The sequence below is a fragment of the Lewinella sp. genome, assembly GCF_050633125.1.
In the GTDB taxonomy this organism is placed as follows: Bacteria; Bacteroidota; Bacteroidia; order Chitinophagales; family Saprospiraceae; genus Lewinella.
In genome coordinates this window covers 1-18567 of the sequence record NZ_JBOEFX010000025.1, presented here as the reverse complement: position 1 = coordinate 18567, position 18567 = coordinate 1, and the positions used below count along the sequence as shown (strand labels likewise).

At 47.0% G+C, this 18567-nt stretch carries 13 protein-coding genes; 2 read left to right on the top strand and 11 right to left on the bottom strand.

The genetic code is table 11. The features are described from left to right. Positions 1–102 precede the first annotated feature (102 nt). The 5 genes from ACRBG0_RS07385 to ACRBG0_RS07365 all read right to left on the bottom strand — a co-directional run bounded on the left by ACRBG0_RS07385 (position 103) and on the right by ACRBG0_RS07365 (position 8697). Entirely contained in the window at positions 103–1650 is a 1548-nt protein-coding gene (locus tag ACRBG0_RS07385; protein ID WP_431486267.1) for a sugar porter family MFS transporter, read from the bottom strand. A 62-nt stretch (positions 1651–1712) separates the two neighbouring features. Continuing rightward, positions 1713–3332, bottom strand: a complete 1620-nt coding sequence (locus tag ACRBG0_RS07380; RefSeq protein ID WP_431486266.1) for a sodium:solute symporter — start codon at positions 3330–3332, stop codon at positions 1713–1715. A gap of 103 nt (positions 3333–3435) precedes the next feature. After that, the gene (gene xylA / locus ACRBG0_RS07375) at positions 3436–4761 is read right to left on the bottom strand and encodes a xylose isomerase (protein ID WP_431486265.1); all 1326 of its coding nucleotides are present in this window, start codon (positions 4759–4761) and stop codon (positions 3436–3438) included. 289 nt (positions 4762–5050) lie between these two features. Further along, a complete protein-coding gene (locus ACRBG0_RS07370) occupies positions 5051–6532 on the bottom strand; it encodes a xylulokinase (protein WP_431486264.1) in 1482 nt (493 codons plus the stop codon). A gap of 194 nt (positions 6533–6726) precedes the next feature. Further along, positions 6727–8697 (bottom strand): FGGY family carbohydrate kinase, encoded by a 1971-nt coding sequence (locus ACRBG0_RS07365; RefSeq protein ID WP_431486263.1) that lies wholly within the window; start codon positions 8695–8697, stop codon positions 6727–6729. A gap of 222 nt (positions 8698–8919) precedes the next feature. On the opposite strand from ACRBG0_RS07365, the gene ACRBG0_RS07360 reads away from it, so the two are divergent. Further along, the gene (locus ACRBG0_RS07360; RefSeq protein WP_431486262.1) at positions 8920–9603 is read left to right on the top strand and encodes a Crp/Fnr family transcriptional regulator; all 684 of its coding nucleotides are present in this window, start codon (positions 8920–8922) and stop codon (positions 9601–9603) included. 402 nt (positions 9604–10005) lie between these two features. On the opposite strand, the gene ACRBG0_RS07355 is transcribed toward ACRBG0_RS07360, so the two are convergent. From ACRBG0_RS07355 to ACRBG0_RS07335, 5 genes are all read right to left on the bottom strand, one after another. Continuing rightward, positions 10006–10638: a hypothetical protein gene (locus ACRBG0_RS07355; protein WP_431486261.1), complete on the bottom strand. Its 633-nt coding sequence runs from the start codon at positions 10636–10638 to the stop codon at positions 10006–10008. A gap of 88 nt (positions 10639–10726) precedes the next feature. Then, positions 10727–12052, bottom strand: coding sequence for a hypothetical protein (locus tag ACRBG0_RS07350; RefSeq protein ID WP_431486260.1), 1326 nt, complete (start codon positions 12050–12052; stop codon positions 10727–10729). A gap of 114 nt (positions 12053–12166) precedes the next feature. Then, positions 12167–12736: a YceI family protein gene (locus tag ACRBG0_RS07345; RefSeq protein ID WP_431486259.1), complete on the bottom strand. Its 570-nt coding sequence runs from the start codon at positions 12734–12736 to the stop codon at positions 12167–12169. A gap of 302 nt (positions 12737–13038) precedes the next feature. Then, positions 13039–13173: a hypothetical protein gene (locus tag ACRBG0_RS07340; RefSeq protein ID WP_431486258.1), complete on the bottom strand. Its 135-nt coding sequence runs from the start codon at positions 13171–13173 to the stop codon at positions 13039–13041. Positions 13174–13377: 204 nt separating this feature from the next. Then, on the bottom strand, positions 13378–15108 hold the full coding sequence (locus ACRBG0_RS07335; protein ID WP_431486257.1) for a WG repeat-containing protein: 1731 nt from the start codon (positions 15106–15108) through the stop codon (positions 13378–13380). Positions 15109–15445: 337 nt separating this feature from the next. Here ACRBG0_RS07335 and ACRBG0_RS07330 point away from each other — a divergent pair, with 337 nt between their 5' ends. Beyond that, positions 15446–17230: an OmpA family protein gene (locus ACRBG0_RS07330; protein ID WP_431486256.1), complete on the top strand. Its 1785-nt coding sequence runs from the start codon at positions 15446–15448 to the stop codon at positions 17228–17230. A gap of 172 nt (positions 17231–17402) precedes the next feature. Here the strand turns inward: ACRBG0_RS07330 and ACRBG0_RS07325 are convergent, their stop codons facing one another. Further along, on the bottom strand, positions 17403–18323 hold the full coding sequence (locus ACRBG0_RS07325) for a mechanosensitive ion channel family protein (protein ID WP_431486255.1): 921 nt from the start codon (positions 18321–18323) through the stop codon (positions 17403–17405). Positions 18324–18567: the final 244 nt, after the last annotated feature.

Below are 18567 nucleotides of genomic sequence, written 5' to 3'. Positions count from 1 at the left end.
AATTGAAATGTGTCCCAACCGTAGGGCTTCAGCCCGAGCGTGGATTTTACGCTCGGGCTGGAGTCCGAACTACGGTTAGCTAATACCTGACACCAGGTACACTTACCTGGTATATTCCGCCTCAATAGCTTCTAGCGTTTTGCCTTTGGTTTCTGGTAAAATCTTTAGAAAGAGGAAGAAACCGACGGCAGCTATCACCCCATAAATCAGGAAGGTCGTCGCATTTCCTAAGGTCGCAAGCTCCCATGGGAATATCCGCGAAATCAGCCAGCTGGCGAAACCGTTGATAAACCCAACGAAGCCAATGGCTAGACCTCGGTATTGGTTGGGATAAAGCTCTGAAAGCATCACCCACATGACTGGGCCAAGAGAAAAAGCAAAACAAGCGATAAACGCCAGAATACCAATCATCACCAAGACGGCATTGATCTTGGTAGCCTTCTCCAGAATATCTCCTTCGTATTTCTTGTAAACTTGTTCACCAATAGCGCCCTTCATGGCATTCTTAAAATCCAGATCATTGGTAAAAGTTTGCCCGTAATAAGGGGTCAATGCCGCAACGTCGATTTCTTCCGTCAGTGATTTTGCATCGTTTTCCGTAAGGGTATAAGTGGCCTGGCTAAAGCTAAACGCACAAAGCAACATACTGGCAGCAATACCCCCAATACCCGCCAGTAAAAGAGGCCGACGCCCAACCCGGTCGATAAGGAAGATAGCGATGATCGTAAAAATCACTGTCGTTAAACTGAGCCATACGCCAGATGCAAAAGCAGCATCCGTACCAATACCTGTTTGCTTGAAAATAGAGGTAGCGTAAAAATATACCGCGTTGATACCTGTCACTTGCTGTAGTATGCCGATGGCAATTCCTACCCACAAAATGTACTTGAGCGCTGGTGCAAATAAGTCTTTGATTTTGGGCTTTTCCGTGTTTTTATTCTCCCGGATACTTTTTTGAATATCTTCTGCCTCTTGCTTGGCAATAGCTGAACCATGGAGCTTGACCAACACCTCTTGACCTTCTTCTTTCATGCCTTGTAGATAGAGCCACCGTGGGCTGCGCGGCACAAAAAACAACAGTACAAAGTATAAGATCGCAGGTACAAACTCTACACCCAACATCCATCGCCAAACAGTTTCGTCCGTAAGGCTACTTGCCGGATCATTGTTTAGGTGATTGAGATAGGCGTTGCAAAGAAATGCAGCGAAAAAACCCAGTACAATATTCAACTGCTGAATAGACACCAATGAACCACGCTTCGCTGCCGAAGAAATCTCAGCAATAAACGTAGGCGCAATGATCAAAGCTGCCCCGAAGGCCAATCCACCAACTAGCCTTGCAACATACAGTGCCTCGTAAGAACCTGCATAAGCAGACCATATTGCCGATAATGCGTACAGAAAAGCGACTGCTTTCAATACCACTCTCCGCCCAATTCGATCACTCAGACGCCCCGCTACCAGCATCGCAAACATAGCCGCCATAGTAGGAGCCGCCACAATACTGCCGTCTTGTGAGTCCGTCAATTCAAAGAAAGGACTGGCAAAGTTCATTACGCCAGAAATGATGCCAGCATCAAAACCAAAGAGAAAGCCGCCAAGCGACACCACAACCGCTAAAAAAACTGTAAACCTGGAAGAGGATTCCATACTGAGAGTAGTTAGTTAAAGACTTTGCCAGAATTACGGCATTGCCCATTATTGTTTTGAAATTATCCCGTAAAATAGGATAGAATTCCGATGATCACAATAATAATGAAAATGGAGCCCGTAATATCTACCCAATTATAGCTCGCCTTGTTATCAGCCTTGTCCTCCTCGCTCAGCGTCCCAAAGGTGAGTCCGGCCAATCGAGCCTCTGAAGGGCGCTCCGTAAGCAGACTTACACTAACCATTATCACCACACAAATCAGGAAAATAACGATCGCGAAATGAGAGAAAGGAATCGCTGCAATGCTCCCCAGGAAACCTGTAAATGCAGTGCCCTGGAAAGTGGTAATGGTATCCAATACCAGCCGGAACATACCAATAGCCAACCCGACATACAAGGTAGCCATCGCTCCTTTGGCGTTCATCCGTTTGTAAAATATGCCCAACAAAAAAATCACCGTAATAGGCGGCGCGATGTAGGATTGTACCGACTGCAAATAATCATACAAGGTTCCAGGGGCATTTCTCATTACCGGAATCCAGGCAAAACCCAGTAAGACAATGAACGCAGTGGCGATTCTACCCGTCGACACTAGCTTTTTTTCAGAGGATGCCGGGCGCAGTTTTTTGTAAATATCGATGGTAAATAAGGTAGAGCAAGAGTTAAACACTGAAGCCAGCGAACTCATCAAAGCCGCCAGTAAACCAGCTGCTACCAACCCCCGAAAACCATCAGGCAAGAGAGTGCGCACCATTACAGGTAGTACCTCATTGGGACTTTCGTACTGTAGCACTCCTTGTTTGCTTAGCGCAAAAGCGACCATACCAGGGACAAGAAACAGAAATACGGGAAGGATTTTCAGAAAACCTCCCCAAATAGCACCTCTTCTCCCTTCTGTAAGGTTTTTAGCCGTAAGGACTCTTTGTACGATATACTGATCGGTACACCAATACCAAATTCCCACAATCGCACCACCAAAAACCATCCCCGTCCAGGGATATTGTGGATGATCCATCGGCTTCCACATATTGAAATGCTCGCTCCCCACAATCCCCTTCAAGCCGGTCCAGCCTCCGATCGCTTCGTGGTTCAGACCAATCAGCGTAACCGCTGCTGCACCGGCAATCAGCACCACCGTTTGCAGTGCTTCGGTATAGACCACAGCCCGCATTCCCCCTGCTACCGTATAAATGCCGGTGATGACGAGGGTTAAGATCGCTCCTGTCCAGAAATCAATATCCAAAAGGGCCTGAAAGACGATCCCTCCAGCATAAATAGAGACAGATACCTTGGTAAGGATGTATCCCAACAACGACACAACAGATAGAAACCAGCGTGCCTTTTCGTTGTACCGTTTTTCCAAAAATTCCGGCATCGTAAACACCCCACTACGCGCATAAAAGGGCAGAAACACCCAACCTAGTAGTAAGACAATCCAAGCATGCAGCTCGTAGTGTGCCAACGGCATCCCACTTTCTGCGCCTGCTCCGGCAAGGCCCACCAAGTGCTCCGAGCCGATGTTAGAAGCAAAAATGGAAGCCCCCACAATAAACCAACCGACATTACGGCCAGCCAGAAAATAATCCTCGGAATCTTTTTGTTTCTTAGAGATTACCCATCCGGCAATCGCAAATAACACAAGGAAATAGCCGCCGATGACGAGCCAGTCTAATACTGCCATGACTTAGTATTTTGATGGAGACAAGCGATACTGTTTTCTTTTAGTCAATTGTTTCGTAAGGTTTCCTAAATCGAAAAATGTATCACTTGTTTTTCTCCACCTCTTATGCAAATTGGTTGATAATATTTTCAAACAGCTCCTGCTTGCCAGAACGCTGCTGTGGCTCACCATCTCGCTGAGCAATTTTAGCCAAATCAACAAAACTTAATTGACCATCAGCAAAGGCCTTGCCCTCACCGCTCCCAAAGGAGCTATAGCGTTCTTCCCTCAGCTGCAAATAGGGCGATTGTTGCAGTACGGCATCGGCTGCCAACAAAGCCCGTGCAAACACATCCATCCCCCCAATATGAGCATAGAAAATATCGGCAAGGTCGGTAGAATTGCGGCGCGTCTTAGCATCAAAATTGATACCTCCACCTTGCAAACCACCACCTGTGAGGAAAACCAGCATCGCTTCCGTAAGCTCCATCACATTGTTGGGGAATTGATCGGTATCCCAACCGTTTTGGTAATCACCACGGTTGGCGTCCATACTTCCTAGCATACCGGCATCGGCAGCTACTTGCAGTTCGTGTTGGAAGGTGTGCTGCGCAAGGGTAGCATGGTTGACTTCAATATTGAGTTTGAAATCATCTGCTAAATCATATTCTCGCAAGAAATTGATCGACGTTGCCGCATCAAAATCATACTGGTGCTTGCTCGGCTCCATCGGCTTGGGCTCGATAAAGAAGGTACCCGTAAAGCCTTGGGCCCGTGCGTAATCTTTAGCCATGTGCAGGAAGCGAGCCATGTGGTCCAGCTCCTGTTTCATATCCGTATTAAGAAGCGACATATAGCCTTCGCGGCCACCCCAAAAAACGTAGTTCTCTCCGCTCAGTTTGATGGTTGCATCCAGCGCTATTTTTACCTGAGCGCCGGCATGGGCTACCACGGCAAAGTCGGGGTTGGTCATCGCACCATTCATGTAGCGAGGGTTCGAAAACAAATTGGCCGTACCCCAAAGGAGTTTTACCCCGCTGCTCTTTTGTTTCTCCAGCGCATAGTCGGTGATCGCCTCTACCCTGCGCTCACTTTCGGCCAGCGTATCGCCCTCGGCTACCAGGTCAAAATCATGAAAACAGTAGTAAGGGACACCCAGCTTGGTAATAAACTCAAAACCGGCGTCCATTTTGTCTTTGGCTTCCTGTACCGCATCTGTTGCTCCCAGCCAGGGGAAATTCTTGGTAGGTGCACCAAAAGGATCACCACCTGTGCCGCAAAGGGTATGCCACCAAGCCACCGCAAAGCGAAAATGCTCGGCCATTGTTTTACCCGCGACTACCCGGTCGGCTTCGTACCAACGGAAGGCCAGCGGGTTGTCAGACTCCCGGCCCTCAAAAGAGATTTCACCAATACCTTTGAAATATTCCTTACTTCCTGTTGTTATCATCGTTGATGGTTGTTTTTTGAGAGTGTTCAAAATTATTTGTCTCGCGCAAAGCCGCAGAGGCCGCAGAGATTTTTATTACTGTCACCAAGTAGATACATCTTATATAATTATTCATTAGATCCACTTTAATAGACAGTCTCTTTTTGGAGCTAGATGAAATCGTTTGGTTGGAAAAGCGTAGGCTAGACTTTAGTCCGGCCACAATCGCAATATCTTCCCGCTCGGACTGAAGTCCAAGCCACGTCTTAAGCTTTCAACCTCAAACGATTTCATCTAGCGCCCTCTTTTTTTACAAAATATTCTCAAGATCACTACGCCATGCCTGGTAAGCGTCCTGATAGCTGCCATTTCTATTGACGGGTTCGTAAGCGGTCACCAATTTATTTCCGGTCATTGCTTCTCGTACACTGCTGTAAATTCCGGCAGCTACGCCAGCAGCTTTGGCGGCACCAATGGCACCTGTCGTTTCCAAAACTTCGATCCGACTTCCTAACAAATTAGAAATCGTACCTGAAAAAACGGCCGATTGAAACAGGTTATCATTGCCTACTCGCATGACCTGCAAGTTGAGCCCCATTTCCTGCAATATTTCCATGCCGTAAACAAAGGAAAAGGCAATGCCTTCGAGCGCTGCACGATAAAAATGAGCACGCTGGTGGCGGTTAAACTGCAAATTATTAATCTTAGCGCCAGGAGCTTTATTACCCAGCATTCGCTCTGCGCCATTACCGAAGGGTAAAATCCGCAAGCCATCGGCTCCTGGAGAAATAGCGGCGGCAGCTTTTTCCATTTCAGAATAATTCATGCCATGCTCCGCCATCTGCTGTTTTATCCAGCTGTATTGAATTCCTGCACCATTGATACAAAGCAAAATACCCACCCGAGGAGTTTCACTACTATGATTGACGTGTGCAAAGCCATTGACCCGCGATGCGGGATCATAAAGAGGCTGATCAACAACACCATAAACGACGCCAGAAGTGCCTCCGGTAGCCGCCACTTCGCCAGCTTCCATTACATTCAACGAAAGTGCATTGTTAGGTTGATCGCCTGCCCGATAATTGACGGGGATGCCACTGATCAGCCCTGTTGCTTTTGCAGCAGTGGTCGTTACCTCTCCTTGCAAAGAGAAAGTACCTACCAATTCCGGCAAAAGGCTTTTATCAAAACCATAATAATCCATCACCAAGGCTGCGGGCGTATTCTCCTGAAAATCCCACAGGATTCCTTCAGACAAGCCGCTGGCGGTCGTCCGTATTTCGCCCGTCAGCCGCATAGCGATATAGTCGCCCGGTAGCATTATCTTATGGATACGCTCATAAAGTGCAGGTTCATTATCTTTTACCCACTTGAGTTTGGAAGCGGTAAAGTTGCCCGGAGAATTGAGCAAGTGTTGCAAACATTTTTCACTGCCAATTTCTTCGGAAGCCTTGTCACCAATAGCGACGGCACGACTATCGCACCAAATTATAGAAGGGCGTAATACTTCCTGCTTTTCGTCCACAAGTACCAGTCCGTGCATCTGGTAAGCAATACCTATGCCTTTGATCTGTGCAGGATCAACACGTGTACTTTGTAGCAATTTCTGGGTCGCCAGACATACATTGGCCCACCAGGTCTCAGGGTGCTGCTCGGCCCATCCCGGTTGTAATGCGAGCATGTCCAACTCCGTTTCCGGCGATTGCGCTACAGCCAGCTGCTTTCCCGTTTGAGCATCAACCAAAGCCGCTTTGATAGAAGAGGAACCGATATCGTAACCTAGTAAATACATAAACATGAGTATTGCGCAGAAAATAAACTGCGATTTTCGTGCTGTTCCTTAGCGATTGGTATTGAAATAAAATTCTAATTATCCTTCTTATTGCCAAACAAAGAACGGAAACCCTGGATAAAAATCCCAGTTAAGAGGCACTACAAAACTTCGCCACAGTACTCAAAAAACTACGTCAAAAATACGCCAAACTATTATAGCCTACTCAAGTAGACTTTTAATTTTTGTTTTCCTTTTACTGCTAACTTCTTACGTAACCGATAACGGCCTGTCTCTACGCCGCGCGTCGACAGGTTAAGTTGGCGGGCAATTTCTTTGGTACTGAATTTTTCTTTTAAAAGAATACAAAGCAACTGGTCTCGCTGAGAAAGAGATGGGTGGCTTTTATTTAAACGATCCAGAAAATCGTGATGCAAGACCCGGTATGTTTCTTCGAGTGATTCTTCTTCTAATATTGCTCCGAACTGACGATCTAGCGATTTTACTTTTTTAAGCAGTCCAGGTTGGCTTTCCCCATTGGGTGTATCTTTGACCAATTGACTGATTTCAGCCAAAAGCTGCTTACTTTCTTTGACCTGAAGGCGTAAGTTGGCGATGGTCCGAAGTTGTTGCCGTTCTTTTTGTTGTAATAAACGCAAAGCGGCTGCCCATTCGTCTCGTGCTGATATTGGGTCATTCGTTTTTCTAAGGGCCTTTCCCAAGTGGCTCTGCCAGTAGCTGTAGGCTTGTTGATAAGAAGAACTATCGGTAGCTGGTTCGAAGATGCTTACTATTTTGGGCTCCGCCAAAGCTTCCTCCAATGAGGAATAGACCTCTGCCGAAATACCTGCTGCACGGGCCGCACCAGTAGCGCCATTGGTATCCAACATTTCTATTCGACTACCGATGAGGGTCGCTATTGTGGTGGAAAAAACCTTCGACTGGAACATATTGTCATTTCCTACTCGAATGACATCGACGTTGAGTTTTAGTTCTTTCAGCAGGTTAATACCATGTACAAAAGAGTACGCGACTCCCTCCAACGCAGCGCGGTAAAGATGCGCACGGGTGTGGCGATTAAATTGAAGGTTGAAGATATGCGCATTAAGTTCCCGGTTTTCCAGCATGCGTTCTGCGCCATTCCCAAAAGGGAGTATACAAAGCCCATCAGCGCCTACTGGCACAGAGGTTGCCATCCGCTCCATGTCAGCGTAGCTATGCGAACTACGGGCCACCTGGTGCTTGAGCCAGCTGTACTGAATGCCCGCGCCATTAAGGCAAAGGAGCACGCCAATTCGATTAAAAGCCTGTTCGTAATTGACGTGCGCAAAAGCATTAATTCTCGATTTCGGGTCGTAAACCGGATGATCGACAATGCCATACACCACCCCGGATGTGCCGCTGGTGGCAGCTATTTCTCCGGGATGCAATACATTAAGAGCCAAAGCATTATTGGGCTGATCTCCCGCGCGGTAAGTGATCGGAGTACCCACTGCCAGCCCTGACTCTTCTGCTGCCCGAGCGTGTACTTTTCCTTGTATACTAAACGTGGACACCCGAGGAGCCAACAAATCTTCACGTAAGCCAAACTGCTGGAGGATTTTTTGATCCAAGTCCCGTTTCTGAAAATTCCAGAAGATGCCTTCACTAAGGCCGCTGATGGTAGTATTCACCTCGCCGGTAAAACGCATTGCGATATAATCTCCGGGCAACAGCACATTGGCTGCCTTTTCGTAAACCTCCGGCTCATTATCCTTTACCCATTTTAGGCGAGAAGCCGTAAAATTACCTGGTGAATTCAGCAACTGCTCCTGGCAGTATTCTGGCCCCATCTCTTGAAAAGCCTGCTCACCGATGGGCACAGCACGGCTGTCACACCAAATGATAGAAGGACGCAAAACTTGTTGTTCGGCATCAACGAGTACCAAACCGTGCATCTGGTAAGCAATCCCGATACCTTTGATCAACTTGGTATCGATGCCCGTCTTTTCCAGCAAGCTCCGAGTAGCGCGGCAGCAATGGAGCCACCACCCTTCGGGTTGTTGTTCGGCCCAGCCGCGTTGGCGAGAAATCAAATCCATCTCTTCTCCAGGCGACTGTTCCAGACCTATTACTCGACGAGAGCCAGCCTCCACTAGGGACACCTTTATGGCAGAACTTCCAATATCGTAGCCGAGTAGGTACATAGCAATAGCGTTTACTACGTCAAAAGTACGTCGTTTTAAGAAAAATATCCCTGTTATAGTGCCGTGATACTTTTGTTATACTTCGCCGCTAATTTTGTTCCTATCAAATCGAGCAACCAAAAAGCGCGAATTATTTATCAAAAACATCCAGTAACATAGTTTATCTCGTAACTATATATAACCGCTTTAGTCTCGGCTTCAAACACAAAAACATCAACAATAATGGGAACTTCCTCTTTTGCCTACCTCAACGAATTTGCTACCAATCCTTCAGCAGCCAATACCCTACAAGATGCCTTTGATCCATTATCTGTGCGCACCTTGGCTCGTGGCACCTATCTCTTCTTGCCAGACGAGCGAGCTGATATGGTTTATTATATCCAAGAGGGCCAAATAAAGCTGGGTTCCTATGGTGCTGGTGGCAAGGAAATCACCAAAGCTATTTACCGAACAGGAGAAATCGTAGGCGCGATGGCCTTACTCGGAGAGCAAAAACACCACAACTTTGCCTGTACCTTGGAGCGTGTGAAAGTGCGCGTCATGAAGGTCTCAGAGCTACAAAAGAAAATTCGCCAGCATCACAGTCTTCACCTCGAATTAATGCGGCTTGTAGGCCAACGCTTGCTAGCCACAGAACATCGCCTGGAATCTATGGTGTTCAAAAACTCTCGGAGTAGAATCATTGAATACCTACACCAGTTAGGCCTAAAACAAGGGCAACGAGTAGGCTATGAGATCCTTGTTCGCAAATTTTTCACCCATCAGGAAATTGCTAACCTAACGGCTACTTCCCGCCAGACAGTAACTACCATCCTAAACGAACTACGCAATGACAACATCATCACCTTTAATCGCAAACGGTTACTGATTAGGGATATGGAGTTGCTGGCGAAGAAGGTGGGGTGAAATTTTACTGTACTAGGTACTTAGTACAGGGTATAGGGATTTCGAGAACCCTAAATGGGTACAATACCAAGTACTATCTGCTTTTCACCTAGCACAAGAAGATGTAAACGTTCAAAAACCTAGTGCTTTGTCAAGTTTGAAACTTTGGGTTGATGCTTGGTGACTTGTTCGTTACACTTGGTAGGTGATGCTCATCCCGATCCTCGGGATTCACGGCGGTGCTCGCTAAAGCTCGCGGTCAGCGCGGCTGCCGCCGACGCAGTCGGTACCACCGCGAGGAACGAGCACCACCGTGATCCCGACTTTTAGTTGGGATCACACTGCCAGTCCGGCGTAAAAGTGCAAAACCCAAGCTTTTGAACACCGCATATTCAAACTTGACAAGCCACTAGTCATAAATCACTAATCAGCAGAAAGCACCAGTACCAAATCCATATTGATGGTGATGCAGTTGTCTACCTTAATAGCCCCCAACATAGCGCTGGGAGGTTCGATATTAAAATTGGTAAGATAAATGGGCTTGGCCCCAACGAAACGGTAGCGTTGGTAGCCAAGGTGAGTACCTCTAATGTGCATAATTACCTCCTTGGCCTCGCCGGCAATTGTCAGGCGCAAGCGAGCTTGTAGGTCTTCCCATTCATGGCATTCTCCAAAGAGCTTGTGATCATGGGCTTTTACGCTCAACAATTGAATATCTACAGAAGGGTGCTTATCAGCGGCCAGGGCTTCGTACATGTCTTTGTTCATGACCCGATTACCACAATCCAGTGCCTGCACCGGCAATTTTAACAGGCTATTTACGAAAGTAAAACCATTGCCTTCTTCGGCTGCCATCGTAAACCTGCCGCCCTGAAGAGAAGAGGTGCAATGGCAGGTAAAATCAACGACGTTGCTACTGCCTTCCAAATACAACTTACTTTCCGGATCAATGGTATAGGAGAAAGAAGAACCATCTAGCGAAACAGGCGCAAAACCTGCAGGTAAGAAAGCGGTAAATACTCCAATTGAAAATAATGCAAAAAGGAAGCTTTTCATGGTTCTACTCACTAGCAGAAAGCCTCCCGGAAAGCGATACGCTTGCGGGGAGGCTTTCGTCGTTCAAAATTTATTATTGTGCTGTTGCTTAGAAACCAACCGAGGCTTCTACCATCACACCTTTGAAGTAACCTTCATTGAAGATGTTCTCACTTGGGTAGTCCTTGTACTGCTGATCTACATAAGATAACTTGAGCAGTAAATTAGGCGTTGGGAACCATCCTGCGGCAATCTCCATACGGTTTACGGTAAGATCCATAGGCTCTTCGCTACCGTCGGTTATTCTAGAGCTCAAGGCACCGGTAACGGTGTTGTAACGAGCACCTACGTACACCTGCTCGCGGGGCAGGAAGCGGTAGATACCTTCTACAGCGATCTGACTTACTTGCCGCTTTTCAGGGTTTTCAGCACCTTCTTTACGTGGATCACTGCTGGCGTAGCCCTGAGACTGCTCGTAGGTTGCGAACAGTTCAAAACCTTGAACTTTTACGAAGGGATTAATCTGGAAGCTGGTTACGTTCGTTGTAAAGCCAGGGTTCAAGCGACCAGAGAAATCTCCCTGTGAAGCTGCTGATTCCATTACTTCGTAGAAACGAGATCCTGTACGGTCACCACCATATAAAGTATTGCGACCTGATTCAGAGTTCATGTAAATACTACCTGATAAGCGGAAGCGGGTGGTCTCATTCAGCTGCTTGTCAAAAGCCAGTTTGCTATAGATCGAAGGCTTGCGAGTCCCTTCTTTAACGCCTCCATTGATCAAGCCATTTGAAGCACCTACCATTACCATGAAGTTCTCGGTAGGGAAAGCGTATACCTCACCACCGACCTCGGTAGCAAAAGCGTCCATGACGTAGTTGCCTACGAAGGGGTTCCAGATAGCGTTACCATTATCGGTACGACGGAAGTGCTGATCACCGTAGTTCACCTCCATATGCCCAATCTTCACCCGCAGGTATTTGTCGAACCAATCGGAGTTGTTAAACATAGGCAGTTTATCCACCTGGATGTATCCTCCTTTTACCCAGAACTCTGAGTGGTGGCGAGAAGACATATAGTTTTCTAAAGATACCCGGATACCATCCTCAATTTGAAAATCAAGATTAAGGTTGGCGGTAGCCAAGTTGAAGCCACTACCCAAATCGTACAATGCATTTAGGTTGGAACCGTCTGGGCCAAGGATTTCGTCAGCGCTATTGCCGTGCTCTAGTCCTTGGTACTGCTGTGTAAAGCTACCTCCTACTCTCAGGAAACGCTTCTCAAAAGTCGTATTCATATCCTTTGCAGGCTCAAAAACGTTGACCCCGTCTTGATCGTAAGGACGCCAGTTTGCAACCTGTGCGGAAGCCTGTTGCCACATGCCGAAGCTAAGTAGCAAGATAAAAAGTGAACGGAAGAAATTAGTCGTTTTCATAACTTAAGTATTAAGACAATGAATGATTTTATTAGTTGGTTGTTCGTTGATTGTTGGTGGTTGATTGTAGGAATGTTTCCGACTTCCCACCTCCGATCTTGTACTTCAAAATGTTTAGTTAGGACTGAGGGTCAGGTTGAAATTGATGGTCACATCGTCACCTGTGGTCATAGTACCCAATAGGGCCGTTGGTGGATCAATCCCGAAGTCCGTCATTTTCATTGGGTAAGCTCCACTCACTTGATATTGGCCGTCGGCCAATGGAGTGATCATTACTGCTAAATTGATTGTTTTGGTAACTCCTGCTACCGTCAAACGGCCTTTCGCTGCTACTTTTGTACCCTTGTTAGTAATCGTAGCACTGGTCATCGTAAAGACGATATTGGGGTGCTCCTCTTCCTTCAGTGCGTCGTAAGTTTTGCCATCCATAATCCGGCCCTTGGTACTAATAATACCATCAACTGGAATATTGACTTTCACGTCACTTAGTTCACTCAGCACACCATCGGTGAAGTTGAAGGTTCCCCGCCAACTGATCTTCGTCACAGCCGATTCCCAATCGTGCACGTTAGAAGTACCAGAGATGCTAAAATCAGATTTAATCAGTCGATAAGACTGCCCGCTTAAAGGGGCGACGACTAGCGTCGTCAAGAGTGTAAGAAGGAAAAAATTTAAAGCTTTCATTTTGCTTTGCTTGCTGGTTCAAGGCAAAGATGCGGGCTTCTCAATGGCATTGAGATTACTTTAATTATCTATTCAAAGTGATTTATATCACACAAGGACAAAATGAAACGAGCCCTATTAATAACAATGGCCTCCCCTCCACGAAACAGCACTATAACTACCCTTTAATCAACGGCCTATTTGCCGTAGTACTATCAATAAAACAATGCCATCAAATTGATAAGAAAGTACATAACGGCCTCCGAAACCGAATACACAAACTTAGCGTATGCAGCTGGCTTCCAAGGTCAAAGCCCGTGAGGTTATATTCCTGCCAGGTGGCGTTCAAAATCAAGGTTGAGTTGTTGCTGCGCACAAAGTGTGCTCTCCAACAACACCAGGAAATAAACCAAGCTACTCATCTCCATCCATCGTTGATTTTTGACAGTATTTTTCATTGCTTCGCAGTTGTATTTGTTTCTCTATTCAGATGCCCAACCAAGGCCAAGTATTGCGCAGAAAACAAAGTGTGTTTTAGCTTCGCTGCTTCTTCGAGGTTTCTCAAGTTTTCCAAATAGTTAAAAACACTCTAAATGAATCACTCATTCAACTATTATGATATAGTAAAAACACATTTTATTTTCGTGCTGTTCCTAAGCCCTCTATTTATAAACGATTTCCGTATCCGGCAAAGCCTTCCGCAACCTAGGAATGATAGCTGGCGGCAGCGGGTTGTCTGCAATATTCAACACCCGCAAATGCTGCATTCGGAAGAGGCTACGCGGCAATTCCGTCAGTTCATTGCCTGAAATATTCAACTCTTCCAGCTGTTCCAGCATTTTCACATCGGCAGGCAATTCCGTCAACTTACAATCGTACAACGACAATTTCCGCAGGTTCTCCATCCTCAGTATCGTCGTCCAGGCTGAGGTAACCTCATGGTAGTTCAGGTTCAGGTCTTCTAAAGCAGTGAGTGCAGGTAGGGTTTGAGTAAAATCTCCAGGCAAAGGAAATACCTGCTGACGAAAAATCATCCGCCGCCGAGCGCCGAGGTTTATTCGTATCACTTCCTCCTTCGCTACTTCGGCTACTTGCTCCCAACGGGTAAACACAAAATCAGGGCTCAACCAATACTTCCCCGTAGCTAGCCATTCCAGTCGGTAGGCAGGCACATAGGTCCCTTCATTATAGTTGCAACCTACCACACCCGGTATTGGCAGCCAAACTTCACGGCACGAATCTTGCCAGACCACTTGCCCACTGGTATCCAGCAATTGATAATTCCTGACGTTCCTGTAGCGAGCCAAACTGCTAGGCGTATGCAACACGGGGCCCCGTTGTCTCATCGTCCCTTCACAAAGTTTTGGATCATCGGGGGCACCTACGATGGCCAAGCCGTATCGAAAACTATTGGCATAGCAATAACGCGCAGCAATGGCCCACTCTCCCTGCCGGTCAAGGTACCCCAGTTGGCCTGTAAGCGTATCATGGGCCAGCGCTCTGCCATCCTCATAATCGAGCAAATAATCAAACTGTGGCGCTTTCACCCACTGCCCATTCGTATTTAGAATCCCCAACTTACGATCTGTCTCGGCAGTACCTACAATCACCCTACCTTCGCTAAAAGCATTGACACCTCGGTACGTTATCTCCAAATCCGGATACAGCAAGCGACCAGTAGTATCAATGATCTGTAGTTGATTTTCTTTTCCTTTTACCAAGAGGTAGCCACCTTCACTAAAAGGCCGAGCCGAATTGATTTGCCATTGGTTTACCGTCGGGTTTGCCAGCGTATCCCAGGACAGCTCCTTGCCACTGCGACTCTTCAAGTGCAGCAGATAACTTTGTTCCAAAGTGTCTTTGAAAAAGAAACAGTCTTTACCCAAGTCCACTATCGCTTTGTAGACAGGAGGTACAAAAAACTGCCCTAAAGTATCCATTAACCCCTGGTAAGCGCCGCGCCCTACTACCGTCAGCCCTCGTTCATCAAACTTACTCAGCATATTCAACTCCCTGCCCAGTACATAGCCGTCTTTGTGCCACAGCACCCCTCGCTCACCATCCATAATTACCAAAAGCAGCTGGCTCCCCATTTCTCGGGCCCACGTAAATTGAGGTAATTCTTCAATACTCCCATCCAGGTGCAGCAAGGCATAGTCATTCGGTGCCGGATACTTACCGCTTTTCCATAGTAGGATTGGCCATTCTTTTACCGGAGCCATAGCAGCATCGTGCCCCGATACGCGCCATCCTCCCGGCAGTTCGTGCAACGTTTTTCCTTCCGAAGTTACTATCCAGCCCCCCTTATCACCTGCATAAGCACGTACATAAATGTGTTGCCCCCACAGACCAAAACATGGCAATAGGGCGAAAAGTAAAAACAGATTTTTCATTAGATTGGTTATTGGTTTGATGGTTGATGGTTGATGGTTGATGGAAATTTAGGTATATTTAATACTTCCGACTTCCCACTTCCGAACTCCGATTTTAACAAGATTGATGGCTGAATTTTTAAAAATGGAACTTATATAGTTCGAAAGCCTCAAGTGCCTTTGGTGGTTTAAATTCCCATGTATCCGGTTAAAATTGTGAATTAACCTATGGGAGGCCCCCTTATAATCCCTTATATTTCCTGATATGGTTCAAAAAAGCCCCTCAAGCACGTTACCTTTTGGGTAACTTACGTTATTAATGCAAGATATTACCTTTCTAACCCAACCCCTTTTAACTATGCGCCATTATCTTTTACCTTTTTTATTGCTCTTTACCACCTTTGGTAACCTGCTCGCGCAGGAAAGTACAACTGCCGAAGCAGAAGCACAGCAATTCTCTGTCTATTTTGCCAGCGCCAGTGCCGAACTAGATGCTGCTGCTCAAGCGCAGCTCCAAAACCTCATCGATCAGCTACAAGGTATGGGCGATTATCGCCTAGAACTGGCAGCCCATACGGATAGCCGAGGCACCAGTCGCTACAATGATCGTCTGGCACAAGAGCGCGCCGAATCAGTTACCAAATTCCTGGAACAACAGTACATCACCACCGATGGCATGCGTACCCTCGCCCTCGGGGAACAGGAAGCTGGCAACGACCGCAACTCCGAAGAACTTCAGCGCGACAATCGACGGGTAGATGTTATCGTCAGTGGCTGGTATTGGCAAAGCATAGGCAGCTTACGCGACAGCCTCGCGAAACCACTTGCACAAAAACACACCATTGATGCTGGCCAAGACCAATTGATCGAAGGCCAGAAAGGTGGCCGATTCTTCCTCACCGCGAGCAGCTTTGTTACCGCTAACGGCGAAGAAGTTACCGGCCTCGTTGATATAGAACTTACAGAATGTTATTCCCTCGGCGACATGATCAGCCAAGGGCTTACAACAACGGCACAAGACCGCATCCTGGAATCGGGTGGTATGCTGGAAATCAATGCTTACCAAAACGGACAGCGCTTGCAACTGAAGCCAGGCAGCTCTATTGCATCTTCTGTACCTACCAATGAGTTTCGCCAAGACATGTCGCTCTTCTATGGACAAGCGCATGGTGAAGAAAACCAAGATATCGACTGGACCAACTCGGAAGCTCCTGTACAGAGCAAGCTGCCTCGCCTGACCTTTGCTCCCGGGCCTGTACGCCCATCCTGGATGACTTTTGCACTTATTTACCTCAAGCAACCCGACGACGAAGCAGACCCACGTCTTCCCAAAAAGCCCAAAACTACCAAGCCTGTTCGCCCACGCGAACCCAACTATGACAATATTGCCTACTACCCACAAGGCTTGGAAAAAATCTTCATGGGCAAAGCCACCCAAGAGGAACGTACGGCAGAGAAAAGAGAAAATCGCCGAATCCGGTACGAAGCATCTATCAAGAGTTATGAAGAAAGGATTGCCAATTACAACCAGTCTTTGGTAAAGTATCGCTTGGCGATGGCGGAATACGAGGAGTTGCGTAAAGGTGAAATCGACGAGAATGGCTTTATCACTACTGGCCCTATGTACGAATACCTTAAAGCCAAAGCAGATTCTGCCTTTGCAGCCGACCAACGCCAGTACCAGCGTGACAGCACAGGCTATGAAGGATATCGCCGTAGAAAAACGGAAGCTTACGAACGCCAGGTAGAAGCCCTTGGGCAGGTAGATGCCAGCGTTGTCAGCACCTACTTCTTCAATATCAACCAAATGGGCTGGGCCAATATCGACCGCTTCCTGAAGACCGTAGAAACGACGCCACTGGCTGCCCGCGAAAACGCCACAGAGACAGATGCCAAAGCGATGGTCTTCCTCATGATTCCCGAGCGAAACATTATCCTTCGGATGCCTTACCGCGACCAGAAAGGATTCGTCTTATCTCGTGTACCGATAGGAGAAACGGCCAAAATCATGGCCATCAAAGTGCAGGACAAGAAGGCTTACCTCTCCAGCCAGGAAGTCATCATCACCGACGATCTCTTGATCACGCTGGATTATCGCCCTGGCCGCTTGCGGGATATCCGTGAGGAACTGGCAGGGATATAATTTTTTTACATAGGCTTTTGAACCACCAAGGGCACTTAAGGTTTTTTATCATATAGCCACATAGTTTTTTGATCTATGTGGCTATGTGATAAATACAGGTAGCGCTTAGTCCCGTTTTATGGTTGAAGGATTTTTTATCACATAGGCACATAGTTTTTTTTTACAGAGATGACTATGTGGCGGAATTATCGCCGGTTTGAATTTTCACCGGCGGGATTTGCACAATCTCAAAGGTAGCCGATGCCAGGCGTACCTTCTCTTCGCTGGCCAGGAAGGCCTTTCCGATCTTTTCGTTGAGGAGGTGTTTCGTCATTCTCCGCTTTTTGTAATCAACGATATAGCGGAGGTTAAACTGCATCCAATTGTCCGTCATGGTGATGGCCAACGTAGGGTTTACGACCGCATCTTCGATGTAGTATTTCTTGACCACCTCCTGCCATTTCTCAATAGATTGGTTGACGTAGTCAGAAAGAGTTTCTGTCGCAATTTCGACGACGATAGATTTTGCCAGCTCTACATCGGAGCCGTAGCGGATAGGCAGCGTAAGTTCATCCCAAACGAAAGGAAAATCCTGTGAATAATTGTAGATCGGCCCTTTGAATACAAAAGCGTTGCTGAGCTTTACGATCCTACCGCTATAATTATCGCTGCTCACCCACTCTCCTATCTCCATCATGGTGGTGTAGATGCTGTCCACATCAATCACATCGCCTTTGATCCCGTTGATTTCGATCCGGTCTCCCGGCTTGTAGACCCTCACCAGGAAGATGTAAAAAGAACCCGCAATACTCAGAATCAGCTCCTGCAAGGTAATGGTGATACCCGCCGTAAGCAAGCCGATGGCCAGCGTAAAATCCTGGATATTCCCTGTAAAATAAGAGATGGTCAGGAGGATGATAAATAGATAACCGATAATCTCTACGCCTTTCTGTGCCTTGTACCGCACCGAGATATCCGGCAGCCGCCGCTTGAGGAGTCGCCGCAAAAACGAAATTCCCAATACAATGACCACTACCCACAGCAGGTACTTTAGTAGTTCCGTGGCTGTTGCGTGCTCCGTCATCCACGTTTTCAGGTAATCCAGGCTTTCCATAGGCGTTGTTTTGTAGGTTCGTCAAGAACGGTAAAAAAGTAGAATTAAGGAAGAGGATAACTCAGTGGTGGGGATGATTTTTGTCAAAAAGGGCGCGTGTTTGATGGTCACAGGGGAGGTTCCTTCTTTAGTTTTTTTTGCCGCGGAGACGCGAAGACACGGAGGTTTTATCCCCGCATGACATGGCAATACTAGACTTAAGGGAAAAAAGTGTTAAAAAATAGGGCGGTGTGTCACATGTAAT